At 49.2% G+C, this 23,850-nt stretch carries 26 protein-coding genes; 19 read left to right on the top strand and 7 right to left on the bottom strand.

The window, feature by feature from the left end; all coding sequences use genetic code 11:
• Nucleotides 1-7 precede the first annotated feature (7 nt).
• From SynPROSU1_RS03115 to psbA, 3 genes are all read right to left on the bottom strand, one after another.
• Complete coding sequence (locus tag SynPROSU1_RS03115) at nt 8-214, bottom strand: YqaE/Pmp3 family membrane protein (protein WP_186571467.1); 207 nt, start codon at nt 212-214, stop codon at nt 8-10.
• A gap of 63 nt (nt 215-277) precedes the next feature.
• The gene (locus SynPROSU1_RS03110; RefSeq protein ID WP_186571466.1) at nt 278-415 is read right to left on the bottom strand and encodes a hypothetical protein; all 138 of its coding nucleotides are present in this window, start codon (nt 413-415) and stop codon (nt 278-280) included.
• A gap of 630 nt (nt 416-1,045) precedes the next feature.
• Nucleotides 1,046-2,125, bottom strand: coding sequence for a photosystem II q(b) protein (psbA, locus tag SynPROSU1_RS03105; protein ID WP_186571300.1), 1,080 nt, complete (start codon nt 2,123-2,125; stop codon nt 1,046-1,048).
• A 187-nt stretch (nt 2,126-2,312) separates the two neighbouring features.
• Between psbA and SynPROSU1_RS03100 the strand changes: the two genes are divergently transcribed.
• Together SynPROSU1_RS03100 and SynPROSU1_RS03095 are read left to right on the top strand one after the other, a co-directional pair.
• Nucleotides 2,313-2,459: a hypothetical protein gene (locus SynPROSU1_RS03100; protein ID WP_186571465.1), complete on the top strand. Its 147-nt coding sequence runs from the start codon at nt 2,313-2,315 to the stop codon at nt 2,457-2,459.
• A gap of 27 nt (nt 2,460-2,486) precedes the next feature.
• The gene (locus SynPROSU1_RS03095) at nt 2,487-2,819 is read left to right on the top strand and encodes a hypothetical protein (RefSeq protein WP_186571464.1); all 333 of its coding nucleotides are present in this window, start codon (nt 2,487-2,489) and stop codon (nt 2,817-2,819) included.
• Here SynPROSU1_RS03095 and SynPROSU1_RS03090 read toward each other — a convergent pair.
• Nucleotides 2,786-3,730: an aspartoacylase gene (locus tag SynPROSU1_RS03090; protein WP_186572198.1), complete on the bottom strand. Its 945-nt coding sequence runs from the start codon at nt 3,728-3,730 to the stop codon at nt 2,786-2,788. The two genes, SynPROSU1_RS03095 and SynPROSU1_RS03090, sit on opposite strands and share 34 nt — an antisense overlap.
• Nucleotides 3,731-3,800: 70 nt before the next feature.
• Between SynPROSU1_RS03090 and SynPROSU1_RS03085 the strand changes: the two genes are divergently transcribed.
• From SynPROSU1_RS03085 to SynPROSU1_RS03070, 4 genes are all read left to right on the top strand, one after another.
• A complete protein-coding gene (locus SynPROSU1_RS03085) occupies nt 3,801-4,775 on the top strand; it encodes a glutathione S-transferase C-terminal domain-containing protein (RefSeq protein ID WP_186571463.1) in 975 nt (324 codons plus the stop codon).
• On the top strand, nt 4,772-5,410 hold the full coding sequence (locus SynPROSU1_RS03080; protein WP_186571462.1) for a DUF2301 domain-containing membrane protein: 639 nt from the start codon (nt 4,772-4,774) through the stop codon (nt 5,408-5,410). The genes SynPROSU1_RS03085 and SynPROSU1_RS03080 overlap by 4 nt, the downstream gene beginning before the upstream one ends.
• Nucleotides 5,407-7,308, top strand: coding sequence for an ABC-F family ATP-binding cassette domain-containing protein (locus SynPROSU1_RS03075; RefSeq protein WP_186571461.1), 1,902 nt, complete (start codon nt 5,407-5,409; stop codon nt 7,306-7,308). Before SynPROSU1_RS03080 ends, SynPROSU1_RS03075 begins: the two co-directional genes overlap by 4 nt.
• 138 nt (nt 7,309-7,446) lie before the next feature.
• Nucleotides 7,447-7,665 (top strand): CP12 domain-containing protein, encoded by a 219-nt coding sequence (locus SynPROSU1_RS03070; RefSeq protein WP_186571460.1) that lies wholly within the window; start codon nt 7,447-7,449, stop codon nt 7,663-7,665.
• A gap of 30 nt (nt 7,666-7,695) precedes the next feature.
• Here SynPROSU1_RS03070 and SynPROSU1_RS03065 read toward each other — a convergent pair whose 3' ends face one another.
• Together SynPROSU1_RS03065 and cgtA are read right to left on the bottom strand one after the other, a co-directional pair.
• Nucleotides 7,696-7,878, bottom strand: coding sequence for a hypothetical protein (locus SynPROSU1_RS03065; protein ID WP_186571459.1), 183 nt, complete (start codon nt 7,876-7,878; stop codon nt 7,696-7,698).
• 95 nt (nt 7,879-7,973) lie between these two features.
• Nucleotides 7,974-8,963, bottom strand: coding sequence for an Obg family GTPase CgtA (cgtA, locus tag SynPROSU1_RS03060; RefSeq protein WP_186572197.1), 990 nt, complete (start codon nt 8,961-8,963; stop codon nt 7,974-7,976).
• A gap of 58 nt (nt 8,964-9,021) precedes the next feature.
• Here cgtA and SynPROSU1_RS03055 point away from each other — a divergent pair, with 58 nt between their 5' ends.
• The 12 genes from SynPROSU1_RS03055 to SynPROSU1_RS03000 all read left to right on the top strand — a co-directional run bounded on the left by SynPROSU1_RS03055 (nt 9,022) and on the right by SynPROSU1_RS03000 (nt 21,250).
• On the top strand, nt 9,022-10,206 hold the full coding sequence (locus SynPROSU1_RS03055; protein ID WP_186571458.1) for an ABC transporter ATP-binding protein: 1,185 nt from the start codon (nt 9,022-9,024) through the stop codon (nt 10,204-10,206).
• On the top strand, nt 10,178-10,519 hold the full coding sequence (locus SynPROSU1_RS03050) for a hypothetical protein (RefSeq protein WP_186571457.1): 342 nt from the start codon (nt 10,178-10,180) through the stop codon (nt 10,517-10,519). The genes SynPROSU1_RS03055 and SynPROSU1_RS03050 overlap by 29 nt, the downstream gene beginning before the upstream one ends.
• A 64-nt stretch (nt 10,520-10,583) precedes the next feature.
• The gene (locus tag SynPROSU1_RS03045) at nt 10,584-11,165 is read left to right on the top strand and encodes a DJ-1/PfpI family protein (RefSeq protein WP_186572196.1); all 582 of its coding nucleotides are present in this window, start codon (nt 10,584-10,586) and stop codon (nt 11,163-11,165) included.
• A gap of 37 nt (nt 11,166-11,202) precedes the next feature.
• Complete coding sequence (locus SynPROSU1_RS03040) at nt 11,203-13,026, top strand: AGE family epimerase/isomerase (protein WP_186571456.1); 1,824 nt, start codon at nt 11,203-11,205, stop codon at nt 13,024-13,026.
• Between the two features lie 2 nt (nt 13,027-13,028).
• On the top strand, nt 13,029-13,349 hold the full coding sequence (locus tag SynPROSU1_RS03035; RefSeq protein WP_186571455.1) for an STAS domain-containing protein: 321 nt from the start codon (nt 13,029-13,031) through the stop codon (nt 13,347-13,349).
• 6 nt (nt 13,350-13,355) lie between these two features.
• Complete coding sequence (glgX, locus tag SynPROSU1_RS03030; protein WP_186571454.1) at nt 13,356-15,461, top strand: glycogen debranching protein GlgX; 2,106 nt, start codon at nt 13,356-13,358, stop codon at nt 15,459-15,461.
• Between the two features lie 20 nt (nt 15,462-15,481).
• Entirely contained in the window at nt 15,482-15,805 is a 324-nt protein-coding gene (locus tag SynPROSU1_RS03025; protein WP_186571453.1) for an anti-sigma factor antagonist, read from the top strand.
• A 3-nt stretch (nt 15,806-15,808) separates the two neighbouring features.
• Nucleotides 15,809-16,267 carry an ATP-binding protein gene (locus SynPROSU1_RS03020; protein WP_186571452.1) on the top strand — a complete coding sequence of 153 codons (459 nt, stop codon included), beginning with the start codon at nt 15,809-15,811 and terminating at the stop codon, nt 16,265-16,267.
• 41 nt (nt 16,268-16,308) lie between these two features.
• Nucleotides 16,309-16,668, top strand: a complete 360-nt coding sequence (locus tag SynPROSU1_RS03015; RefSeq protein WP_186571451.1) for a carboxymuconolactone decarboxylase family protein — start codon at nt 16,309-16,311, stop codon at nt 16,666-16,668.
• A gap of 43 nt (nt 16,669-16,711) precedes the next feature.
• Complete coding sequence (locus SynPROSU1_RS03010) at nt 16,712-17,275, top strand: hypothetical protein (protein ID WP_186571450.1); 564 nt, start codon at nt 16,712-16,714, stop codon at nt 17,273-17,275.
• A 177-nt stretch (nt 17,276-17,452) separates the two neighbouring features.
• Nucleotides 17,453-19,477: a PP2C family protein-serine/threonine phosphatase gene (locus tag SynPROSU1_RS03005; protein ID WP_186571449.1), complete on the top strand. Its 2,025-nt coding sequence runs from the start codon at nt 17,453-17,455 to the stop codon at nt 19,475-19,477.
• A gap of 108 nt (nt 19,478-19,585) precedes the next feature.
• Nucleotides 19,586-21,250, top strand: a complete 1,665-nt coding sequence (locus SynPROSU1_RS03000; RefSeq protein WP_186571448.1) for an alpha-amylase — start codon at nt 19,586-19,588, stop codon at nt 21,248-21,250.
• Between the two features lie 5 nt (nt 21,251-21,255).
• On the opposite strand, the gene SynPROSU1_RS02995 is transcribed toward SynPROSU1_RS03000, so the two are convergent.
• Nucleotides 21,256-22,158 carry an EthD domain-containing protein gene (locus SynPROSU1_RS02995; RefSeq protein ID WP_186571447.1) on the bottom strand — a complete coding sequence of 301 codons (903 nt, stop codon included), beginning with the start codon at nt 22,156-22,158 and terminating at the stop codon, nt 21,256-21,258.
• A gap of 135 nt (nt 22,159-22,293) precedes the next feature.
• Here SynPROSU1_RS02995 and SynPROSU1_RS02990 point away from each other — a divergent pair, with 135 nt between their 5' ends.
• Entirely contained in the window at nt 22,294-23,850 is a 1,557-nt protein-coding gene (locus SynPROSU1_RS02990) for a TolC family protein (RefSeq protein WP_186571446.1), read from the top strand.

Genomic DNA, 23,850 nt, shown 5'->3' with positions numbered 1-23,850 from the left:
GCGAGATTCACTTGCGGGTGAGGATCACAAACAACGCGTGGATCACAGCGGCGGGCCACATGCCGAACAACACAGGAAAACCAAGCCCGCCCACTGCAAAGAGATAGATCACCAGATTGATCCAAAAGGCCCGTGCAAGCCCCACCTGGGTGAAGACACCAAGGGGTGGGATGAACAGAGCAATGATGATTCGAAAGATATCGCCGCAGGTCATGGGGTGATCAAAGCAATGCCCTTGTCTTAGTCATCAGCTCCGCGTTCGGAGCGGTTCACGCCCCTATCTGATCAGAAGTTCATCCAGCAACGCCACCACGCCAGCCTGGTAACTCGTGCCAAGCCCTACATCAGCGAGGGCCGCACGAATGCGGGGCTTGGCCTCGGCAGGCACAAAAATCGTGATCGCGGCTTGACCCATCCGACTGGGTTGCATTCAACAAACAACGGCTCCCCACCAGCTTCCTGTCAACAAACAAACCCCACATCCCCTTTTTGAGGGACATGGGGCTTGTCATCCTTCCCTCAACTGAGGGATCAATTAAACACTTCACGCCATGCTCGTGTCAGCAATATCCGCGGCCTCGAGCTCAGGCTTCTTGCTCAACACGGCAAATACACCTCCACCACCCTCAAGCTGAAACGCAGAAAAGACAGCATTTCTTATAGCCAAAACATGACCATTCTCTATTCCAATCCCAGGCCAAATCCCATCTGTATAGAAAGAGACACTCCCTCTTAAGTTCAACAAAAGAATTGAGTTCGAGCATGGCCTAGTTTTACCTGGGGTCACCAATTTTGATGCCCTGGAGATTGATTATCACTATGGCTATTGCCCTAAGGGGACATGCAGCATCAAAGATGGGATGTTGTCAATCCAAAGCCTTTTAATGAATTACCACGAGATAGCAAATCCAAAAAGTCAAAGAAATCGAAAATAGACGGTGATTACTGTCTGACACACCAAAAAGCCCCCTCCGAGGAGGGGGCTTTCCGATTCAGTTGATCTGAATCGTTTTTGCTGTTCCGAATGGAACAGGTTGATTCCAGATCAACCGATGGCGGGAGCCTGCAGAGCCACAGGAGTGGACTCAGCAGCAGCCAGGTCGAGGGGGAAGTTGTGAGCGTTGCGCTCGTGCATCACTTCCATGCCGAGGCCGGCACGGTTCAACACGTCGGCCCAGGTGTTCAGGACACGGCCCTGACCATCAAGGATGGACTGGTTGAAGTTGAAGCCGTTCAGGTTGAAGGCCATGGTTGACACGCCAAGGGCGGTGAACCAGATGCCGACAACAGGCCAGGCAGCCAGGAAGAAGTGAAGGCTACGGCTGTTGTTGAAGGAGGCGTATTGGAAGATCAGGCGACCGAAGTAACCGTGGGCAGCCACGATGTTGTAGGTCTCTTCCTCTTGGCCAAACTTGTAGCCGTAGTTCTGGGACTCGCTCTCGGTGGTTTCACGCACCAGGGAGGAGGTCACCAGGGAGCCGTGCATGGCGGAGAACAAGCTGCCGCCGAAGACACCTGCGACGCCCATCATGTGGAAGGGGTGCATCAGGATGTTGTGCTCGGCCTGGAACACCAACATGTAGTTGAAGGTGCCAGAGATGCCCAGGGGCATTGCGTCAGAGAAAGAACCCTGACCGAAGGGGTAAACCAGGAAGACAGCGGAGGCTGCAGCGACAGGTGCGCTGTAGGCAACGCAGATCCAGGGGCGCATGCCCAGGCGGTAGGAGAGTTCCCACTCGCGACCCATGTAGGCGTAGATGCCGATGAGGAAGTGGAAAATAACCAGCTGGAAGGGGCCGCCGTTGTACAGCCACTCATCGAGGGAAGCAGCTTCCCAGATGGGGTAGAAGTGCAGGCCGATGGCGTTTGAAGAAGGAACAACAGCACCAGAGATGATGTTGTTTCCGTAGATCAGGGAGCCAGCGACAGGCTCGCGGATGCCATCGATGTCAACCGGAGGTGCGGCGACGAAGGCGATGACGAAACAGATGGTGGCAGCCAACAGAGTTGGGATCATCAGCACACCGAACCAACCGACATACAGACGGTTGTTGGTGGAGGTGACCCACTCGCAGAAGGCCTGCCAGCTGGAAGCGCCGGAGCGCTGCTGGAGGGTGGTGGTCATGAGAACGGAAAGGAATGTTCCCGAAGGAACGGTTTAAGGAAGGGCAGGAGAGCCCTGCCTGATCGGGAGTGTAACGGAAGTTTGCGCTGTGTGTCCACACATTGCGAAACCAAGGCCAAAGCGCGGCGCCCCGAAAGAGCCAGGCTTTCGAAAGGCTTAAGATTCATGAGACTCGCCAGGGCAATCTTTGGTTCTGATCCGCTGGATGCAAGCCGGCCATCGCCTGGAGGAGACCGTTCCCCTGGCGCAGGCCCGTCACAGGCGACTGGAGCTGGAGGCTCAAGGTGCCACGGTGTACTGGAGTGAACGGCTGGCCCAAGGCCAGCTCTGCTGAGAGGCTGGGGCCACGCAAAGAGGGCCCATGCAGCGTTTGATCCAACTGCTTTGTCTTGGGGTTGCCTCCATTGGCCTAACCGGCTGTGGGCTGATGAACTCCGGCGGCGACACACCAGACGCCAGCTCGAGCGCTTCGCTCCAACAGCTGGAACGACGGATCAACCAATTGGAGCAGGAGCTTCAGGAGCTGAAGTCACCCGCCGGTGACGCCGACAGCAAGACACCAGCAGGCCCGCTCCGCTCCCTCACCCTGAGGATCGGCACAGAGGACGACCGACTCCGCATGTACTGGGCCGATGGTCAGACGAGCAATCTCATCTGCTCTCAGGAGGGCAAGGGAGTGTGGGCTTGCGGTTGAGCTCGGGTGAGCAGCTGCTTCAGGGCCGGTAGCCAGGTGGGCTGCACAGGCCAGACCTCCCGGCGCGTGAGGGAGAAAGCGATGCTTTTTTCCGCGTAGGCCGCTTCGTTCACAAACACCGGGATCTCTCCTTCAACCAAGCCCTCACCGCAATCGGTCCCGTCCACGGCTCGGAACACAGCCTGCGCAGGAGTGATGTCCTGCCAGTCGCGCCCCTGCAGCTCGGGATGAACGAGGGCCTGCGGCTCACCGTTGTCCGACTTCGGAAGATCGCGACTCCCCAGATGGCGATGCACAACAAGAGCAGCCGGCAGCCGAGCTGATCCCTGATGAACCTGGTCCAAAACCTTCAGGCACGTTTCCAAGCCAAGACGGGTCTTCTCAACGACCCTGGCGTTAAGAACCCCCTGAGGAACGGGACCCACCTCGATCACCAGTCCGCAGGGCCAGGATTCGACGAGAAAACCGGTTTGCTGAGCATCCGCTTCATGCAGATAAATCGGCAAGCCAAGAGCCCCCTGCACCAGAGCGGCGAGGGCCAGATCAGCGGGGCGGCGCCCGTACACCACCAACGAATTGCCCATGGCCGCTGTGGTGCTGTGCAGATCAATGGCCACCGCACAGGGATGCTCCCCATTGGCGCCATGGAGCCGCAGGAGATCGCCAGCACGCTGGAACTCCAAGCCCGAGGCATCCCTCTCCAACTGTTCCGGAAGGAAGCAACGGTTGAGGTCGCGATCGACGTAGCGGCAGCGACGGCGCAACGCCTCGGGGTTGCCGATCACCCTCTGCACCGACAACCCAGCCGCATCAATCAGATCAGGGTTGGACTGCCACTGCTGCAGCAACCAGGGGGCGTTCACCTCATTCCCATGGGTGCCGGCTACCACCAGAACGCCACAGGTGGTCATGGACATCAACAAAGAGAGTTCTGACTGAAGCACGACTCCCAGCGAGGATGAAAGCGATCCAAACCGCGCCATGTCGATCCCACCTGTCGTGGTTACGGCCGCCCGTCGCGGCTGGCGCTGGCAATGGCAACAGCTCATGGGTGGGCTGGGGCCAGCCGATGCCGCCGGCAATTACACCCGCCCAAACAGCGATCCCCTCCCCCCGCAGGCCCTGAACCGCGAGGAGCTGCTCCAACGCAGCCCAGCTCAGCGCCCTCTCCTCGTGATCGGGCGCAGTTGTCCCTGGGCCCATCGCACTTGGCTGGTGCATCAGTTGCGCCATCTGCACGACAGCGTCACCGTCCTGATGGCGACAGCGGATCACAACGCAGGACGCTGGGCCCTCACTCCAGCCTGGGAGGGATGCGACACGCTGCTGAAGCTCTACCGGCACTGCGACGCTCCACCCACCTACCGGGCCACCGTTCCTGTGCTGGTGGACCCGAAGACCCGCGTCCTGCTGGGCAACGACAGTGCTCCCCTGGTGGAACTGTTGAACCGCTGGCCCCGCCGAGACTCCATTGTCGACCTCGCACCGCCGGAATCGGCCGACAGGATCGAGGCCTGGCAGGCCCTGCTGCAACCAGCGGTGAATGACGGTGTTTACCGCTGTGGTTTCGCCCGCAACCAAGCGGCTTACGACCGTGCCGAAAGCAATCTCTTTGCCGCCTTGGATGCGGTGGAGCAGAGCCTGGAGACCAACGGCCCCTGGCTGTGTGGCAGCTCACTGACCCTGGCGGACGTGCGGTTGTTCCCCACCCTGATCCGCTGGGAGCTGGTCTATGCCCCGCTGTTTGGCTGCAGTCGGCGCCCCCTCTGGGACTACCCGCACCTCTGGGACTGGCGACAACGCCTTTACGCCTTGCCCGGCGTGGCCGACACCTGCGATGGCGACGCTTGGCGACACGATTACTTCGGAGCATTGTTCCCCCTCAATCCCAGTGGCATCGTTCCGGCCGGTCCAGACCTGAGCACACTGGTAAACAGCACGGCCGCGTCGGAATGAGCAGCGCAGATCCAACCTTTGACGGTGCCTACGGCAGCTACACCATCACCGCTGCCGATCGGGACGAAGTTCGCCGCTACCGCATCGCCCTGCTGGTGGCAGGACTGGCCATGAGCCTGGGCCTGCTGCACTGGTGGCAGATCGGCGGCAGCTGGGCCTGGATTTGGGTTGTGCCTCTGGCCGCCGCCCTCGGGCTCGCGCTTCAGTGGATCCATATTTATCTGCGCCCGCTGCACCGAGCACTGCAACTGTTCTGGCTGCTGGGCTGTCTGGGATGGGCTGGCTTGCTGTTGATCGCCGGACCCGCCGAAACGCTCTCAACCCTGCGAGAGCAACCGCTCTGGATCCTGGCGATCGGACCCCTGTTCGCAGCCTTGGCAGGGATCGGCTTCAAAGAGTTTTTCTGCTTCCAACGGCCCGAAGCGATCGGCCTGACCTTGCTGCTGCCAGCAGCACTGTTGGGGCGTCTACTGGGACTGATCAATGCCCCCGTCTGCCTGGCCTTGCTGGAGAGTGCCGCCTTGCTGCTTGTGCTGCTGGCCCTGCGCAAATTCGGCATGGAGGCGGCAGCGGATGTGGGAGATAAGAGTGTGTTTGCTTATCTGGACGGTCAACAGCCAGCAGGCACGCCGTGAGTCTGATCAGCCTGGTGGGTGCGGCCAAGGATTTCGGCGTCCGCACCCTCTTCTCCGACCTCGATCTCCATATCGGGGACGGAGAACGACTGGGGCTGATTGGGCCCAATGGCGCCGGTAAATCCACCCTGTTGAAGGTTCTGGCGGGACAGGAACCCCTCGGGGAGGGGGAACGGCGCTGTTCACCCCGACTACGGGTGGAGCTGGTGGGTCAGGAGAGCCGCATCACTCCAGGGCTCTCGGTTCTTGAGCAGGTGCTGGAAGGCTGCGGTGCCAAACGGGATCTGCTGCTCCGCTTCAGCGCCCTCAGCGAAGCCATTGCCGCAGACCCAAACAATGACGCCCTGATGGCAGAGCTGGGTCAGCTCAGCCAACGCATGGATGAGGAGGAAGCCTGGAGCCTGGAGCAGCAATGCCGGGAAGTGCTGCAGAAACTAGGCATCAGCGATCTTCAACGGCCGGTCGACGACCTCTCCGGCGGCTACCGCAAACGGGTGGGACTGGCATCAGCACTGGTGGCCTGCCCCGATGTACTGCTGCTGGATGAACCCACCAACCATCTCGATGCCGCGGCGGTGGAATGGCTGCAGAGCTGGCTGGATCGCTACCCCGGCGCCTTGGTTCTGGTCACCCACGACCGTTACGTGCTCGATCGTGTGACACGGCGAATGGTGGAGGTCGACCGAGGCCAGGCCCGCACTTACCAAGGGAACTACAGCACCTTTCTGCAGCACAAAGCGGAAGAGGACGCCTCGGAAGCGGCGTCAGCAGCCAAATTCAAAAGTGTGCTTCGCCGCGAACTGGCATGGCTGCGACAGGGACCAAAAGCCCGCAGCACCAAACAGAAAGCCCGACTGCAACGCATTGAAGCGATGCGCGAGCAAAAACCGAACCAGACCAAGGCCAAACTGGAAATGGCCGGAATCAGCCGGCGCATCGGCAAACAGGTGATTGAAGCCGAAACCGTTGGCGTGACCGCCGATGGCAGCACTGACGGTCGCCCCCTACTGGATGGCTTCAGCTACAGCTTCAGCCCCGAAGACCGCATCGGCATCATCGGCCCCAACGGCAGCGGCAAATCCACCCTGCTCGATCTCATCGCCGGCCGGCGCGACCCCACCCAGGGCAGCCTGCGCCTCGGAGAGACCGTTCACATCGGCTACCTCGACCAGCACACCGATGCTTTCAACGAAGGAAAGGGACTCGAACGCAAGGTGATCGAATTTGTTGAGGAAGCAGCCAGCCGAATCGACCTGGGAGGTGAACAGATCACCGCATCACAACTGCTGGAACGCTTTTTGTTTCCCCCTGCCCAGCAGCACAGCCCCTTGGCCAAGCTCTCAGGCGGCGAGCGACGGCGACTCACCCTCTGCCGGATGCTGATTCAGGCGCCCAACGTGCTGCTGCTGGACGAACCGACCAACGATCTCGATGTCCAGACCCTCAGTGTTCTTGAAGACTTTCTCGAAGACTTCCTGGGATGCGTGATCGTGGTCTCCCACGACCGATATTTCCTCGATCGCACCGTCGATCGGCTGTTCTGCTTTGAGCAGGGCCGACTCAACCGTTTTGAAGGCAACTACAGCGCATTTCTTGAGCAGCAGCGGCAGGAAGAACGCAGCCAAAGCATGGTGCCGAAATCCTCCACACCAAAACAGGAGAGCAGCCGTGAAACCAAACGGGAGGGCCCGCGGCGTCGGAATTTCAAGGAAACCAAGGAGCTTGCCCGTCTTGACCAACAGCTGCCTGAAATGGACTTGCAGAAGGAGAATCTGGAACAGCAGATGACACGCGAGGGCGCTGACATGGCCCAGCTGAGCCTCGATCTGGCTGATCTGATCTCGCGAATCGCAGAGGCCGAGGAACGCTGGCTGGAACTCAGCGAATTAGCGCCCTGATCAACGGACTGGACCAGCGGCTGTAGCGACAGCTACCTCTGCTTCAGACCAACGTTGTCGGATGGTCATGGGTCGGGATTTCACCACTCCAAAACCGATGAATCGCCGTAAGGTGAGTCAAGGCCACGGTCTGTATTCATGAAGTCCATCGAAGAGCACATCCAGAAGGATCAATCGGAGATCCAAGCAGCCAAAGCTGCTGGAGACGAGGCAAAGGTTCGCCACCTCACCGAGGAACTCAAGTCGTTGGAGGAATACAAGGAGCATCATCCTGACGACAGCCACGACCCCACCTCCCTGGAGCTGCATTGCGAGGCCAACCCCGATGCAGATGAGTGCCGCGTCTATGACGACTGAGCCAACGTTGCCGAGACACCCAACGAGGACTTAGTAGTCCTCGTTGTAGTCGGAAGGGCTGCCGGTCAGGCTGCAGACGACAGCCTCCTCGTTGCGCATTGGCTTGACTTCAGCGATGGGGCGCCCCATGCGTTGAAGCACGGCAACATCCTCTTTCGTTTGACAACGGGCAATCACGTCGCCTTTGTTGTCGAGACAGGTGTAGAAGGTCATGTCATGCGAGAGACCACTCCCGTTATGGCTCCACCTCGCCTATCCCACAAGCATCCGTGTGTCTGACAACACGGATGCTTGTGGCGTGATCTCAATCAAACTCCAAGTGCGTCCCAAGTGGAGGCCAGCAACTGGTCAAGATTGGTTCCCATCGCAGCGGAAATGCACATCACAGGCCGACCGCTCGCTGTTTCAAGCTCATGCAGAAGTGTCGGCAGATCCTGATCTAAAACCAACTCCTGCTTGTTGATCACCAACAGACGCGGTCGGTCGACCAGGCCATGGCCATAGGCCTGCAATTCCTGTTCGACGACGTTGAGGTCTGCCACAGGATCTTCAGCGCCAGCATCCACAAGGTGGATCAGCAGACGCGTGCGTTCGATGTGACGCAGAAAATCATGTCCGAGACCGGCACCCTGGGCAGCTCCTGCAATGAGTCCCGGAATATCAGCAAAAACGGTTCCGTCCCCACTGGGACGACGCACAACACCAAGGTTGGGAACCAAGGTAGTGAACGGGTAATCCGCAATCTTTGGTCGCGCTGCCGAAAGCACTGCAATCAACGTGCTTTTCCCGGCATTCGGAAGGCCAATGATGCCAACCTCAGCCAAAAGCTTGAGTTCAAGTTGCAAAGGCCACTCCTCTCCCTCACGCCCCTCGGTGAACTTCTCGGGCGCGCGGTTGCGATTGCTGAGGTAGTGGGCGTTGCCAAGACCACCACGGCCACCAAAAGCGACGGTTAGACGCTCACCCGGTGCAGTGAGATCGCCGAGAAGGATGCCGGTGCGCAGGTGACGGACCTCGGTGCCGCAAGGAACCTTGATCACCAGATCCCTTCCCGAGGCACCAGTACATTTGTTCGGACCACCACGCCGACCGTCATCGCCGGCGAACAGGCGTTTGTATTTGAAGTCGAGCAGAGTTTGCAGATTGCTGTCGGCTTCAAGGACAACCGGAGCTCCATTACCGCCGTCACCACCAGATGGACCTCCAGCAGGCACGTACTTTTCACGGCGAAAAGCAGCGATGCCATCACCGCCGCGCCCACCTCGGACCGTAATCCGTGCCTGATCGATGAACTGCACGGTGCTGCCGGTTGAATCCAATCCGTAACCCTAGGATTCAGCCGCTGCAGTTCAGCCGTTGGCCGGCGTCCGTTTCGAAGATCTCAGCAAGACCTACCCCGGGCGAGGTGGTGGAGACCCTGTGGAGGTCATTCGCCAGTTGGATCTGACCATTGAAGATGGCGAGTTTCTGGTCCTTGTTGGCCCATCAGGGTGCGGGAAAAGCACGTTGTTGCGACTGCTGTCTGGACTTGACACACCAACCAGCGGCGAAATCAGCATTGGAAACAGGCCCGTCAGCGAAGTCCGTCCGGCTCGCCGGAACGTCGCCATGGTGTTCCAGAGCTATGCCCTTTACCCACATCTAAGTGTGAGGGACAACCTCAGCTTCGGACTCCGCAGAAGCCAAGCGAGAACGGTCGTCCAAAAGGTTCAGGATCAAGGTGTTCGGGCAACACGTTGGCTCCCGCGTGGGATGCGGCTGCGGTCAGTCAGAGAAGAAAGGATTGAAGCGAGAGTTGCCACCGTCGCAAAAGCGCTGGAACTGAGTGAACTACTCGATAGATGGCCGAAGGAACTATCAGGGGGACAAAAGCAGCGCGTGGCACTGGGACGCGCCATGGCTCGGAATCCAGAAGTGTTCTTGATGGATGAACCACTCAGCAACCTGGACGCCAAACTGAGAACAAGCACGCGCCAAAGAATCGTCGATCTACAGCGGGAGTTAGGGACAACAACGGTCTACGTCACCCATGATCAGGTAGAGGCCATGACAATGGGGCACAGAATTGCAGTTCTAAACCAAGGAAGATTGCAACAAATCGGGACACCGATGGAGTTGTACAAGTGGCCATCCAACATCTTTGTCGCCCAGTTCATCGGGAGTCCATCAATGTGCATGCTGCCAGTCACCGTGGGAGCAAACGCAACGCTGAACCTCAGTGGAAAACGCGTTGAAGTGAGTGGAGAGTTAGTAGAGGAACTTCTAAAGCGAGAAGGTCAACAACTCACTGCTGGCTTGAGACCAGAACAATGGCATCTGGCACCCAAAACAAACCGGAATCTGAAAGCAGACATCGAGCACTGCGAAAGACTTGGCAACGAACAAATATTGACGTGTCGACTTCGGGAGGGAAGTCATCTCATTCAGGTCAGAAGCTCACCAGAGATTGAATTAAGGGCAGGCGATGAAATAAGCCTAGAACCAGACCCAGAAGGCTGGAGATTATTTGAGAATGATGGAGAGGCCATTAAAAACAAGTGATCAGCCAACAAAAGAGCGAACAGAAACTCAAGCAAAGAAGGAAAAGAAGAAAATAATTAGCTGCAAAAAAAGCAGCTGTAGTGAATTTTGGCCGTCAAAACTGGAGCAAGATAATCAGAAGGAAAAACAAAATACCAGTAGCCCTAAACAAGCCGAAAAGCAGTATCAAATCCAACGAAGAACAGATAAGTGCGCATTTCAACACGAAGGAGGCGTCGGCACGAGTGCATGGAGCATGGGGCCAGAAGGAATCAACGGTGACAACTGGACCAAAAGAGGGCAGGGGCGAAAAAGGGCAGAAAAACAACGGTAAATATTTATGACATGAGCCAAATCGGACTAAAATGGCTAACTTGACGAGAAGTCGTCATAAAGCAATGACCAAAAAAGTACTTGTATTGGTGGAGGAGCATTACGACGAAACTGAATACAATGTGTTTAACGAATTTTTTCCAAAGCACGGAATCGAGATCGAATATGGTTCCTATTTATGGGGCAACGACTCACTTACCTTTGAAGGAAACGACAAGACAAGCAAAGTAGAAGTGAGCATTTGCGTAAGCAAGGTCAATCTGAATGACTACGCAGGGCTGATTTTGGTCGGCGGATACGCCATGGATCGACTGCGTTATGAAACAAAACTAGGTGAAAAGAACAACGCACCTGCTGTTGAACTTTTAAGAAGAGCAGTAAGTCTGATGGATAGTAACAAAATAGCGATAGGAACCATCTGCCATTCGCTATGGCTGTTCTGCGCAGACAAAACACTCTTGAATGGCAGGGAGGTCACTTGTGCACACAACATCGTCTGCGATGTGGCGAATGCAGGTGGCAAGATCATGATCGAAGATGGTGAAACAGTTGAACTTCACCAGCAAGGTTTACTCATTACAGGGAAGCATCCGGGATGTGTTGATGTATTCGTTGAAAAATTCAAAGATGTGATTAACACATTCTAATTCTGCTCCCATTCAACTACACGTCTCAACAAAAGTCATGAACAATCTAGGATTTTCCTTCTCAGACCTGATTTCTGGTTACGTCACCTCCTATGACGAAACCAATAAACTAGTCGGAATAGAAACATCTGACGGAAGACAATATGAATGCAAGATTACTGGAAATACCTATGCAAGAGGAACACAGAATCTTGGGGAAGGCTGGAATAGCGCTGATCTAGGGAAACTATTACAGAAAGGGCAAATGATCTTTGCCTATGGAACTTTCTATCCAGAAAATAAAGTCAAGTTCGAGATCAACTACATGGTGTTTGCTGGGGAGGGAGTTGATCACTATCGATATGCGGATGAACAGGGCTGGTGGATCAACCAAATTGATCAAATTGCATCCTCATATTGCAAGTGGCAATTCAATGCACCAGAGCAACCGATTGATTACCACAATTACAGAACTGTCATCAGTTTGACGGGTGGGAAAACGAATGAAGATTATTTACAGGAAACAGATACGATATCGAGAATGGTCTACGGCATGGCATGTGCATACATGCTTACCGGAAAAGATCTGTATTTGGAAGCAGCTGAAAAAGGTACAAAGTATCTCAGCGATAAAATGAAATTCACAGATACTGATACTGGACTAATCTATTGGTATCATGGTTTAAAAGTAAGTGGGGATGGAGAGGAGCAAAAGCTTCTTGTTTCAGAATTTGATGATGATTACGATTGCATCCCAGCCTATGAGCAAATCTATGCACTAGCAGGGCCAGTGCAAACATATCGATTGAATGGAGATCCGGAGATTCTTGCCACAACAGAAAAGACTGTCGACTTGTTCGATGAATGCTTTAAAGACAAAGATAAAGGAGGCTACTACTCTCACATTCATGCTGTGACTCTGAGCGCTCATGAAGAGGGTCTTGGTAGAAATAAAGCAAAGAAGAACTGGAATTCAGTCGGAGACCACGCACCTGCATACTTAATTAATCTCTATCTGGCCACAGGCGAAGAGCGCTATAAAAAGTTCCTTGAGGATACTTTTGATACGATCACTGATCATTTTCCTGATTACGAAAAAAGCCCATTTGTTCAGGAAAAATTCTTTGATGATTGGAGCAAAGACCAAACTTGGGGTTGGCAGCAAAATCGAGCTGTCGTAGGCCACAACCTGAAGATTGCGTGGAACCTTATGCGCTTCTATGCAGAAATGCCTAAAGAAAAATACGTCGAGATTGCAGAAAAAATTGCTGCATTAATGCCAGAGAAAGGATATGACTCACAACGCTTTGGTTGGTACGACGTTGTCGAAAGAGTGCTTGGTGAAGATGAGAAATTCCACCGTTATGCCTGGCATGACAGAAAAGCATGGTGGCAACAAGAACAGGGAATCCTTGCCTACTTGATCCTTCAAGGTCACATGCCTGAAAAACAAGAATATAAAAAATACTCTGACGAGAGTGCGGCTTATTACAACGCATTTTTCTTAGATAATAATGACGGTGGTGTTTACTTCAACGTACTCGCCAATGGTGTGCCCTACTTGATGGGAACCGAAAGATATAAAGGAAGCCACTCAATGAGCGCGTATCACTCAACAGAACTCTGCTTCCTTTCAACCGTCTACATTGATTTAATGATTAAGAAGCGCCCCCTTGATCTCTTCTTCAAGCCTCTACCAAATGGCTTTAAGAACAGAGAGCTACGGGTGGAGCCAGATATCCTACCTAAAGGATCAATCAAAATCACCAAGTGTGAAATTGATGGACAGGACTATAAAAACTTTGATGCAGAGGGACTCACTGTCAAGTTGCCTGAGTCAGACAAGAGACTCAAAGTGAAAGTGACAGTGGCAACTGTTTGAGTATGGAAGTACAACAAGACATCGTTGGCAATTGGCAAATCATCAAAGTTTCCGGTGAAATTGACTCTAAAACAGTCGGCACCTTACGTAACTTTATCGATGAAAAACTAGTTGAAAATACGGCAGTTGCACTGGACTTAACAAATGTTCCGTTCATGTCGAGTGCAGGGTTACGGACGTTGCTAACACTGCAACGTTCAACCTCAAAAATGCAAGTGGATCTAGCTTTAATTGGAGTTGCCTCTGAAATTCAAGACACAATGAAAGTGACAGGCTTTCTGCAATATTTCACAATTTTTGAAACTAAGGAATCACTGCCCTAACAACAAATGGAATTAGAACGTATTGACAACCAGCCAATTGAAACAATCGAAGGGTACCGGGTCAGACCGGGCAAGCCATTACCTTTTGGTGTTTCGACAGTACCAGGAGGTTTGAACTTTTCAGTGTATACGTCAGCTGGAACGTCATGCACATTAGTATTACTGAGCCGTTCTGAGAGAAAAATTATAAAGGAGATAAAAATACCAGATCATTATCGAATAGGTGATGTCTATTCGATCGTAGTTTTTAATTTGGATTACGAGGATATAGAATATGGGTACAAAATCAAAGGTCCATTTTCTCCGGAAGAAGGGCACAGATTTGATGAAAAAAATATCCTAATGGACCCCTATGCGAGGGCTACCGCAGGCAGAGAGGAATGGGGAAAAGAACCAAACTGGGAAATTCAGTATCAACATAGATCAAGAATATCGTTTGATGACTTTGACTGGGAAGGGGATTCTCCACTGGAGATAAATGACGAAGATCTTGTTATTTACGAAATGCACGTAAGGTCATTTACTCAAAGTGAAACATCAGGAGTTAAGTTTAAGGGAACTTATGCAGGAATCGTAGAGAAAATCCCTTACTTGAAGGAACTGGGGATCAACGCGGTTGAATTGATGCCAGTCTTTGAATTTGATGAATTTGAAAACTCGAGAATCCATCCAGAAACTGGCGAACGCCTCTACAACTATTGGGGATACAGCACAGTTGCATTTTTTGCGCCAAAAGCTGGTTTCGCATCGACCGGGAAGTTTGGAATGCAAGTTGACGAGTTTAAACAACTCGTCAAAGAATTACATCGGTCCAACATTGAAGTTATTCTCGATGTTGTTTTTAATCACACAGCAGAGGGCAATGAGTACGGGCCTTCAATCTCATTCAAAGGCCTAGATAACAAAATATATTATATGTTAACTCCGGAGGGTTATTACTATAATTTTAGCGGCACTGGAAACACACTCAATTGCAACAACCCAGTTGTTAGAAATCTAGTCTTAGATTGTCTGAGATATTGGGCAAGTGAATATCATATTGATGGATTCCGATTTGATCTGGCAAGTATTCTCGGGCGAGACCCATGGGGTGCACCTCTTAATAATCCACCACTCCTTGAATCGTTAGCGTTTGATCCCATCCTCTCCTCATGCAAATTGATCGCAGAAGCCTGGGATGCAGGAGGCTTGTATCAAGTAGGGACGTTTCCAGCATTCGGTCGCTGGTCAGAATGGAATGGAAAGTATAGAGATACAGCCCGACGCTTCCTGAAGGGGGATGAAGGACAAGTGGGTGAAATGGCCCAAAGGGTACAAGGCTCTCCCGACCTCTATCAATGGAATGGAAGGTCGCAAGCGACATCAATTAATTTTATTACCTGTCACGACGGCTTTACTCTGTCAGATCTCGTCTCGTTTGACCAAAAACACAATGAGGCAAACGGAGAATTCAACAGAGATGGTGGCGATGATAACCACAGTTGGAATTGTGGTGCTGAAGGCTGGACAGACAATGCTGAGATCTTGAATCTGAGAACAAAACAAGCAATGAACGCACTGGGGCTACTCATGACCAGTCGAGGGACACCAATGCTTTTGATGGGTGACGAATTTGGAAGGTCACAACATGGCAATAACAACGCATATTGCATCGATTCTCCAATCTCATGGGTCGACTGGAGTCTGCTTAAGAGTAATGAAATACTGTTTGAATATACGAAGTCACTTATTGCATTCAGGCACCAACATCCATGTTTACGCGTCAATCGTTTTGATCATGCCGGCAGTGATCACCTACCGAGCTGCAGCTTCCATGGGACAAAAGCATGGAGTGTCGATTGGAGCGCTGAATCAAGACAACTTGGATGGATGATGAGCAGCCAAACAGAGGACGGTGAGCCGGATACAGTGTATGTCGCAGCCAATTCAGCCCATTACGCAACATGGTTTGACCTACCTCAATTACCAGAGATCTATGAATGGAGAATTTGCTTTAATACGGGTAATCAAGCTGAACCGTATCTTAAAAAGCCTAGCTTGTATAAAGAAGCAGGTATATTGGTTGGGGAACGATCAATGGTCATTTTCACTGCGTCTCCCAGAGAGACGTAGATCTAAATCAAAAAACAAACATGGCACTCTCAATCAAAGTCGACCGAGCTGAAAGCATCGTAACTCTGACTATTTCAGGGGATATTGATACGAAAACTGCTCCAGACCTGCTTAAAGAATTGACATCACTGGAACTCAAAGAATTATCAGAACTGCGACTCAACCTGGGAGAAGTTGCATTTATGAGCAGTGCTGGCCTTCGCGCTATTGTTTTTGCAAAGCAAAAGATGCCTCACTCCGCTCGACTTTATTTGGTCGGAGCATCGGAGATGATCGTTGACACTGTCAAGAAAACAGGTTTGTCACAAGCTGTTGTGTTTGCATCAAGCGAAGATGAGATTTGAGGCATGTCATTAATCCCAGTAGATAAAACATCATTGCTAGTCGAAAACAAGGCATCGATGGAGAACTGGGAATTATTTATTGAAAATGCTGCTTCTGCTATAAAAAAAGATCTCAAAGACGAGAGCAAGATATATAAATTGAAACTAGCCTACGAAGAACTTATTTCTAATATTATTAGAGCCGCGCAGGAAAGAAACGAAGGAGACATTGTCTCCTTGGCCATTTCCTGCGCTGTAACAGATCAAAATGGGGGGAAATTTTTTACATTGCAGACAGAGGATGATGGAGTCCCATTCGATCCTGGCTTCAATACAACAGACAGTGTGAACGTGGAGCAACACATCGACGAAAGAGAGATAGGCGGGCTTGGGATCTTCCTTATCAAGCAATCTGTAGATTTAGCGCATTATGGATGGAGAGAAGGCAAAAACATTAATCAAATAAGCATGCGAATAGAATAAAAAGAAGCTATTGTATTCGGGAAACTACAGTTCACCAATCAATGAGCGATGCATCGAAAATCACGAAAGTGAATGCCGTATTAGACGACACTGAACTAAAGGAAAGTCTACTCAATGTAGATCAAGACTTTGGAGAACTGTGTATTCGAGTTTGCGGGGAAGTATGGGGAAAATCCCTTATTTCTCAAAAAGAGAAATGCCTCATCACGATCGCGTTGGATGTTGCGAATCAGTCCATCGGACCAGGCACACCATTCGAAGCCCACATTTGCATGGCCATCAAGCAAGGTGCCACATTTGAGGAAATTGAAGAGCTTCTATTGTTCACTTGTGCATATTGTGGTTTCAACAAAGCAGCAGGTGCTTTTGCGAAGTACCACGAAATCAAGGCTAAGTTTTAGGTAAGTCCATCAAGCAACGCTGACCCACATCACAACAGAACTCATGACACGCCAAAACTACTACAAAGATCTGGTAGCCGATTACTCAAGACCAGGTCTTATCAGCGAAGAACTCCAGGCAAAACTAATTCAACGTTCAAAGGAAATTGGGGAACTGCAAGAAGCGGAGCTTCCTGCTATTGGCGCTGACTACACGCTTGAGCAAATTGAAGCCGAGAACCGTGAATTTTGGCCAACCCACTGTGAAGCCTTGCGCCAAGGACGGGGAGACTTACTAACCAAGGAATACCGTCCAGACCTTGTATATCACTGCCAGGATGGGCCATATTTCGGCATCAAAGAACAAGCCGAAAGAGAGAAACATTGGTGGGCCATTATCGCTCAGCCAGGTGTCACCATGACATGGCCAATTGTGCAGTTCTGGGGAGAATTCACTCATTTTGAGTGGATCTGTTTTGACGACGTAACGGGTGAACAAATTGCAAAAGGAAGCGTCTGCTGGGTCAGACGTGGGCATCGTGGCGGTTGTTATTACAAGAGTGAACAACTTACATTCACTCGGGACGTGTTCGCATCTGAACAGTTACTCAAACTGATCAATACATAACCATCCCTGCCAATCGAAGAGATGAAAGTGAGGGCCAGGTTGATTGCTCAACCTGGCCCTTTAATCTGGGTGAAATATTGCGAATAAGTTGTACAGCACGTAAAGCCGTTTATGATAGACATAGACGTTCATCGAGAAGCAATGGGAACGAAATCGATAAGTCGTCAGATGCCATTTATGGTGGCCATTCTGGCAGTAATAGCAGTACTCGTTACCGTTTATAATTACCCACTATTTTGGGGGATACAATTTATCTTCGGCATGAGTGTTGCCTTGGCAACACTGTTTCTTAAACGAGGATTATGGGGTTTCATTATTGCAATACCTGTTGCAATCGCTACCTACTACATGTGGGGGGCCCCATACGCGGGCATATCATTCATGGCTGAGATTATAGTCTTAACGTTAATAAGAAATAGCAAAGCGGGGGATAAAATCCTAAGGAATGGATCAATACTGATATACGACTTCATATATAATGCACTAATAGGAGCGCCTTTTTACTATTTAACCTACACATACATCGTCAAAGCTACAAGAGAGACCACATTGCTTTTGGCGCAGAAGTCAATAGTGAATGGAGTCATGAATTCACTGATTGCCTATGTGATATATGCAGTAATCACTCTATATTTGAACAAAAGATCCGAGAAAAGACAAACTGTTTCCCTTCAAGCTCTGGCTTTAGCAACCGTTTATAGCGTAATCGTTTTTATCACCCTATTCATGTCCGATAAGTTATACGGAAGTGTCATGCAACTGAAGGCTGAATCAATATTCAATAAGATGGAAATGATGGCTACCCTCGTGGCAAAAGCTACAACATCAGAAAACTTCGAAGAAGATGAATATGTAGCCAATATAAAACTGGAGAGAAGCAATGCAGATGTTTATTATAAAAAGAAAAATGATTCTGATTATATTTTATTCAGAAAGGTGGCACCCAAACACATAAATCTTGGAAAAGACTATATGGCTGCGACGTCAAGTTCAAGAATCTCAAAAATCGTGAAAAAAATTGCAGATGGAAAAAACAGCTCGCTCAAACTATACTTGCCAAAACCAGAAATCGAACCTGCAAGAGTCAATAGATTTTTGGGAAGTATGTGGGAAGCAAATTTTTACATAGACAGCACAAAAATAAAGATAATACAGCCAGCCCGTAGAGACTTTCTAGCAAGTGGAAGATTTTTTGAAAATGCATTTCCAATTATAAATTTGACAATTGTCGGAGGAATAATCTTAAGTATTGCTATTGCATATAGCCTAGAGAAAGAATTCCTAACGGTACTTGGCAAGTCTAAAAAGAGAAAAGCAGAAGTAATAAGTACTAGATACTACAAGTCTCTGGAGTTATCTCCTATTACTGAAATCAAGAACTTTGCGAAAGAAATCAATCGGAGGACGGACGAAATCAATGAAGCGAAGGCAAGAATAGAAGAATTAAATAATATTGCTCAGAAACAACTTACGACTGCCGGTGAAATTCAGCAAGCTTTTCTAGGGGATAGCTCTGATGTAGGGCAAAAACCTGACGTAAGTCTATTTATGAGGCCAGCGCTGAATGCAGGTGGAGATTGGTACGACGCATTTGACCTTGACAACAAGACGTTCGTAATCGTCGCCGATGTTTGTGACAAAGGAGTGGGTGCTGCACTATTTATGTCGGTGTTTAGAAGCCTTATTCGTTATTCCGCAGAGAACTGGTGTGCTGATCCGTCAGAAACTGAACCTCTCGATGAGGTGATCAGTAGTGTTAATAACTACATGAGTACAGAGCACGAAGACATGACAATGTTCGCAACAGTATTTATCGGTTGTGTCAGCCATCCAGCAAAACGATTGGATTATGTCTTAGCAGGTCATGAAGAGCCCGTTTTTATTAATCCTGATGGTACACAACAGACTTTGGAAGTTTCTGGCCCAGCAATTGGTCTGTTCCCACAAGCCGAGTACAACATGAAAAGTCTCTACTTCACTGAAGGTTCAATACTAGTTGGATACAGCGATGGTGTGGTTGATGCAAGAGATCCAGAAGGTAAATCCTATGGCCATCAAAGGCTGCTCGATCTCGTAAGGAAGCTACAAAAACAACAAATTTCTTCCGAAGATTTAAGAGATCAAATAGTGCTCGACCTTGATACTCATATGGAAAATGCTGAGCAATTTGATGACATCACTATTGCGACCGTAATCTTATAAGAGTTTTTTTGAATTGGATATAGGAGAAGGAAAATCTAAATTTTGTACGATCCAGTGCATTGCACGGGACTATAGAAAGACTAAAATTAGTTAAATGCAGACTTTACGATGAGTGATCCCAGTCCCCACGAGAGCCTACGGGACAAGACAGAGCTCAGCTTGGATGAAAGTAAAAAATTTCAAAATGAAGACATTAAAAAGATTCTTCGAGCATGGTTAGAAGAAAATGAACGAACACTGATTGACCAAAAGAATGTTGGAGAATTCAATGGTGTGATGATGCAGTGGTTCCACTGGTACACCGCTGACGACGGCAACCATTGGAAGAGACTCAAAGAAGAAGCACCAAACCTGGCAAAAGCAGGCATCACCGCACTTTGGCTACCACCGGCATACAAGGGAATGAATGGTGCAAAGGATGTAGGTTACTCAACATACGATCTCTTTGATCTCGGTGAATTTGATCAAAAGGGAAGTGTGCGAACAAAGTACGGAACGAAAGGGGAATATTTAAGTGCAGTACGCGAATGCTGCTCCTACGGCATCGAAGTCTATGCCGATGCCGTGTTCAATCACAAAATGGGAGCTGATCTACAGGAAGAATTTGAAGCGGTTCCTCTTGACGATAACAACCGACACCATGCACTTGGAAGTGCAAGGAAAGTATCTGCATGGACTGGCTTCTCATTCCCAGGGCGTGGATCACAGTACTCAGAAATGAAATGGGGATGGCAACATTTTGATTCTGTTGACTACAACACTCTTGAACCAGAAGCGAGAGTAGTTTGGCAAGTAAAAGACAAGCCTCTTGAAAATAATGTAGATGGAGAACGTGGAAATTACGATTTTTTAATGGGGTGTGATTTAGATTTAGACCATCCAGAAGTTAAAGATGAACTAAAAAGATGGGGTGAGTGGACTCTGGATACTACAGGTTCAAGGGGCTTCAGGCTGGATGCAATCAAACATATTAACAGCGACTTCTTCGTGGACTGGATTCAACATATCGAAAAATATGCTGGTAGAGATGTCTTTGTCGTGGGGGAGTTTTGGACTTACGATATCAATACTTTATGCAGTTATGCATCAAGGACTGGAGGGCAGATGTCTCTATTTGATGCACCACTACATTTTAATTTTCACAAAGCAAGTGAATCAGGAGGCTATTTTGATATGGGATCAATACTAAACGGAACACTGGTTAAAGAGGCACCTCTGTTAGCAGTTACCTTAGTAGAAAATCATGATACCCAACCAATGCAAGCTCTGGAGTCACCGGTAGCCGATTGGTTTAAACCCTTAGCCTATTCAATCATCTTATTAAGAGCTGAAGGATATCCCTGTATTTTTTATCCTGACTACTATGGAGCTACATATTCAGACTACGGAACAGATGGAAATCTACATGCAATAGAAATCAAAAGCCATCGTCACATTATTGATCGCTTGCTGCTGGCCAGAAAATATTTTGCATATGGAGAACAATATGACTATCTCGACTCTCAGGATGTCATTGGCTGGACGAGAATAGGAACACAGCTACATCCTTTTGGCTTAGCAGTCCTAATGAGTGATGGACCTGGAGGAGTAAAAACAATGAACACAGGAAGATTAAATACACCATATGTCGATTTAACTGAACAGTGCAGTGAAATAATCACCACAGATAATAACGGATCAGCCGACTTTAGATGTGAAGGCGGATCCGTATCTGTATGGGTTGAGGTAAGTGCACTTGAATTCCATCAAAGACAAGCAGCAAACTTAAGCTAGTGGAATCAATCTGATAACTGATTGGTCAACATAAGGTTTTTAATATCATCTCGAATTTGATTGGTAGCACCCAAATCAGTGATTAATTGTGCAGTTGAGGAACCTCGTTGACCAGCCAATGTCATTTGATGGTCACAAACAAATGTAGAAGCAAATCGTTCCAGGCAAGGCTTAATCATTTCGATAATGCAACCACCATCTGACATCGCTTTAATGTATTGATCAGATGCAAAGAAATTCTCGCGATCTAATCCCGTTGCAAAAGAGATTTCAAACGCAGCGTGATAATCTTTTCCTTCTTTTTCAACGTGCTCAACACCCTGAGCATCCGGACGGGAGGTATCTATTTCGTCGAACACATGATATCTCAACTGAAGGACTTCATCAGAGCGCCCAATCGAATGCATGAGTGTATGGATGAAATACTCGCGGAAGTCATCAACGGACACTTGGTCATGCTTACGCACCATCACGTGATAACGGATCGCAGGAATGGCTCCATTTGGATAGGGGTTGGCCAATTCACTTTTGACCGTTCGTGTATTGCCCAAGGATGTCGTGTACCCAATGGCCTTACTGAAAATATTGTGTTCGTCATCCATTAGTATCGAAGAAGCAGTAAACCAAGTCGTACGGTCCTCGACATTGGAGAAAGTCAACTCAGCAATACCAAGAAATTGATCTTCAGGATCATCATTAACAATGATGTCCTTAATTTGTGGAAAAATGCCACCATCATAGGCAGACAAATGATACTGCCAATACTCCATCTGACCTGGCAAACGTGCGCACACAGGGCCATGTACATCCCGCCAATAGTCGTCAAATTGTTGAAGGCTAATACCATTCCTCTTCCACAGAGGAACATAAAAAACAACTTCTTCTCGAGGAGCGTTAAAGTCGGTCATACTGCTTTAATTGAGCATACCTATCTTATGCCAATCTCAGGGATTGGATCACGCCAAGGATAAATATGCGCAATTGACAATAAAAGCTGAACAGAGGGCAACTTCACATAAGATGGATATTATTTATCTAGTCAAGTGAAAGCAATTTCTTCATCATTAAAGTGTATTTTTGCTGCTCTGACTATTGCCAGCATTGGGGGTTTCGTCAAAGCTTCTGCTCAACACCAGTTCGAACCAAACGAAGCAAGTAAGTCTATAGACACGTTTTCCGGTACAAGTGAACAATTGGCTGCGATGCGATCTGACTATCAAGGCCGATCCAAGGAATATACACTTGAAGAAGCTACTAATTATGCTATATCGAATAATTCAACAATTCAGGCCGCCTACAAAGGTGTTCAGTCAAAACAGTGGAGTGCCATCAGTGACAAAAGATTGTGGTGGCCTACTGTTTCAGGAGCAGGACCGATGGGTGACATTACTCGGATCCCAACATTGCCATTGCTTGGTCAGCAATATGTTTCAACGCGAGGACGAAGTTTCGGGACATCAACTCAGCCCAGCACGCCGATCAAGAGCTATACAGTCCTTGATTCCTTAACGCCGGGGATTTCAGCAAGATGGACGTTTTTCAACCTAAGCCGTGGTGCAAAAATCAACAGTTCTACAGAATCTGCAAAAGCCGAAGAGCTTCTTTTCAACTTATCAGTAAGGGACCTTGTGCTTGACATAAATCGCGATTACTATAAATTACATAGTATTCGGCAGTATCTCGATGATCTTGAAAAAGATTACAAAAATAACCTGGAGCAACTGATCGAATCTGAAAACAAATATGCAAGTAATCCATCATTAAAAAACTTAAATGCAGTACAGCAGAACAAATCAACTTTATATACTCAGCTACAAGAATTGATCCAACAACATATCGCTTTGATTGAGGCTGCAACTACGTTGTCGTCGAATATGGGGTTACCCTTAGGCAGCTTGGCCCGTCCATCAAGCAATTTCCAACTGCGTCCTCTGGGATCATGGCCGTTGGAACTGATGCCTACAATTGAGCATGCACTCGAGCATCGAGAGGAAATCAAAATAGCGACAACTAGGGCCAAATCATCAAGCTATCTTGCAACCTCATTAAAATACAGCTACATCCCGAATATATCTCTGTATGGATATGCTGGATATACCAATCAAAGTGGAATTAGTAGGGCTGTAGATACGACTAAAAATAATGGAAGTTACTTGTATGGACCAGAGGCCAACATCGGTTTAAAAATCAATTGGAATTTTGATGGGACAGTTGCTGCAGCAAAAGCAAAAAGTTTAGATTATCAGTCTAAAAAGTTCCTCGCCCAAGCACAGTCTCACAAAGACAGAATTGAGGCACAAGCTGCAACAGCATTTGCTAAATACACAACTGCAAAAATGAGTTTAGATACTACATCTGCCGCACTGTCGAATGCCCTTGATGCGAGACAAACCAACATGCAGCTTTATAAACAAAATAAGGTTTCTGCATCTAGCTATTCGACAGCAGCCTCTGCTGTAGCAGTTGCATCTCGTCGATACAATAAAGCTATATTTGTTTACAACAACTCTATTTCTGAGCTTTATCGCTATACAGCCATCTGGCCATCTGGTATCTCCAAAACCCTTGACGATGCGGTCGTTGTAATGAAAAGCGAATAG

Origin of the sequence: Synechococcus sp. PROS-U-1 (assembly GCF_014279755.1) — a bacterium.
In the GTDB taxonomy this organism is placed as follows: domain Bacteria; phylum Cyanobacteriota; class Cyanobacteriia; order PCC-6307; family Cyanobiaceae; genus Parasynechococcus.
The sequence above is the reverse complement of the archived record's forward strand: the minus strand, read 5'-3'. Positions and strand labels throughout refer to the sequence as shown.

What these genes read in the sequence shown, in the direction of transcription:
- SynPROSU1_RS03115 (WP_186571467.1), bottom strand. Translation starts at nt 214, where the DNA reads ATGACCTGCGGCGATATCTTTCGAATCATCATTGCTCTGTTCATCCCA.
- SynPROSU1_RS03110 (WP_186571466.1), bottom strand. Translation starts at nt 415, where the DNA reads ATGGGTCAAGCCGCGATCACGATTTTTGTGCCTGCCGAGGCCAAGCCC.
- psbA (WP_186571300.1), bottom strand. Translation starts at nt 2,125, where the DNA reads ATGACCACCACCCTCCAGCAGCGCTCCGGCGCTTCCAGCTGGCAGGCC.
- SynPROSU1_RS03095 (WP_186571464.1), top strand. Translation starts at nt 2,487, where the DNA reads ATGCAGCGTTTGATCCAACTGCTTTGTCTTGGGGTTGCCTCCATTGGC.
- SynPROSU1_RS03090 (WP_186572198.1), bottom strand. Translation starts at nt 3,730, where the DNA reads ATGACCACCTGTGGCGTTCTGGTGGTAGCCGGCACCCATGGGAATGAG.
- SynPROSU1_RS03085 (WP_186571463.1), top strand. Translation starts at nt 3,801, where the DNA reads ATGTCGATCCCACCTGTCGTGGTTACGGCCGCCCGTCGCGGCTGGCGC.
- SynPROSU1_RS03080 (WP_186571462.1), top strand. Translation starts at nt 4,772, where the DNA reads ATGAGCAGCGCAGATCCAACCTTTGACGGTGCCTACGGCAGCTACACC.
- SynPROSU1_RS03070 (WP_186571460.1), top strand. Translation starts at nt 7,447, where the DNA reads ATGAAGTCCATCGAAGAGCACATCCAGAAGGATCAATCGGAGATCCAA.
- SynPROSU1_RS03065 (WP_186571459.1), bottom strand. Translation starts at nt 7,878, where the DNA reads ATGACCTTCTACACCTGTCTCGACAACAAAGGCGACGTGATTGCCCGT.
- SynPROSU1_RS03050 (WP_186571457.1), top strand. Translation starts at nt 10,178, where the DNA reads ATGATGGAGAGGCCATTAAAAACAAGTGATCAGCCAACAAAAGAGCGA.
- SynPROSU1_RS03045 (WP_186572196.1), top strand. Translation starts at nt 10,584, where the DNA reads ATGACCAAAAAAGTACTTGTATTGGTGGAGGAGCATTACGACGAAACT.
- SynPROSU1_RS03040 (WP_186571456.1), top strand. Translation starts at nt 11,203, where the DNA reads ATGAACAATCTAGGATTTTCCTTCTCAGACCTGATTTCTGGTTACGTC.
- SynPROSU1_RS03035 (WP_186571455.1), top strand. Translation starts at nt 13,029, where the DNA reads ATGGAAGTACAACAAGACATCGTTGGCAATTGGCAAATCATCAAAGTT.
- glgX (WP_186571454.1), top strand. Translation starts at nt 13,356, where the DNA reads ATGGAATTAGAACGTATTGACAACCAGCCAATTGAAACAATCGAAGGG.
- SynPROSU1_RS03025 (WP_186571453.1), top strand. Translation starts at nt 15,482, where the DNA reads ATGGCACTCTCAATCAAAGTCGACCGAGCTGAAAGCATCGTAACTCTG.
- SynPROSU1_RS03020 (WP_186571452.1), top strand. Translation starts at nt 15,809, where the DNA reads ATGTCATTAATCCCAGTAGATAAAACATCATTGCTAGTCGAAAACAAG.
- SynPROSU1_RS03015 (WP_186571451.1), top strand. Translation starts at nt 16,309, where the DNA reads ATGAGCGATGCATCGAAAATCACGAAAGTGAATGCCGTATTAGACGAC.
- SynPROSU1_RS03010 (WP_186571450.1), top strand. Translation starts at nt 16,712, where the DNA reads ATGACACGCCAAAACTACTACAAAGATCTGGTAGCCGATTACTCAAGA.
- SynPROSU1_RS03005 (WP_186571449.1), top strand. Translation starts at nt 17,453, where the DNA reads ATGGTGGCCATTCTGGCAGTAATAGCAGTACTCGTTACCGTTTATAAT.
- SynPROSU1_RS03000 (WP_186571448.1), top strand. Translation starts at nt 19,586, where the DNA reads ATGAGTGATCCCAGTCCCCACGAGAGCCTACGGGACAAGACAGAGCTC.
- SynPROSU1_RS02995 (WP_186571447.1), bottom strand. Translation starts at nt 22,158, where the DNA reads ATGACCGACTTTAACGCTCCTCGAGAAGAAGTTGTTTTTTATGTTCCT.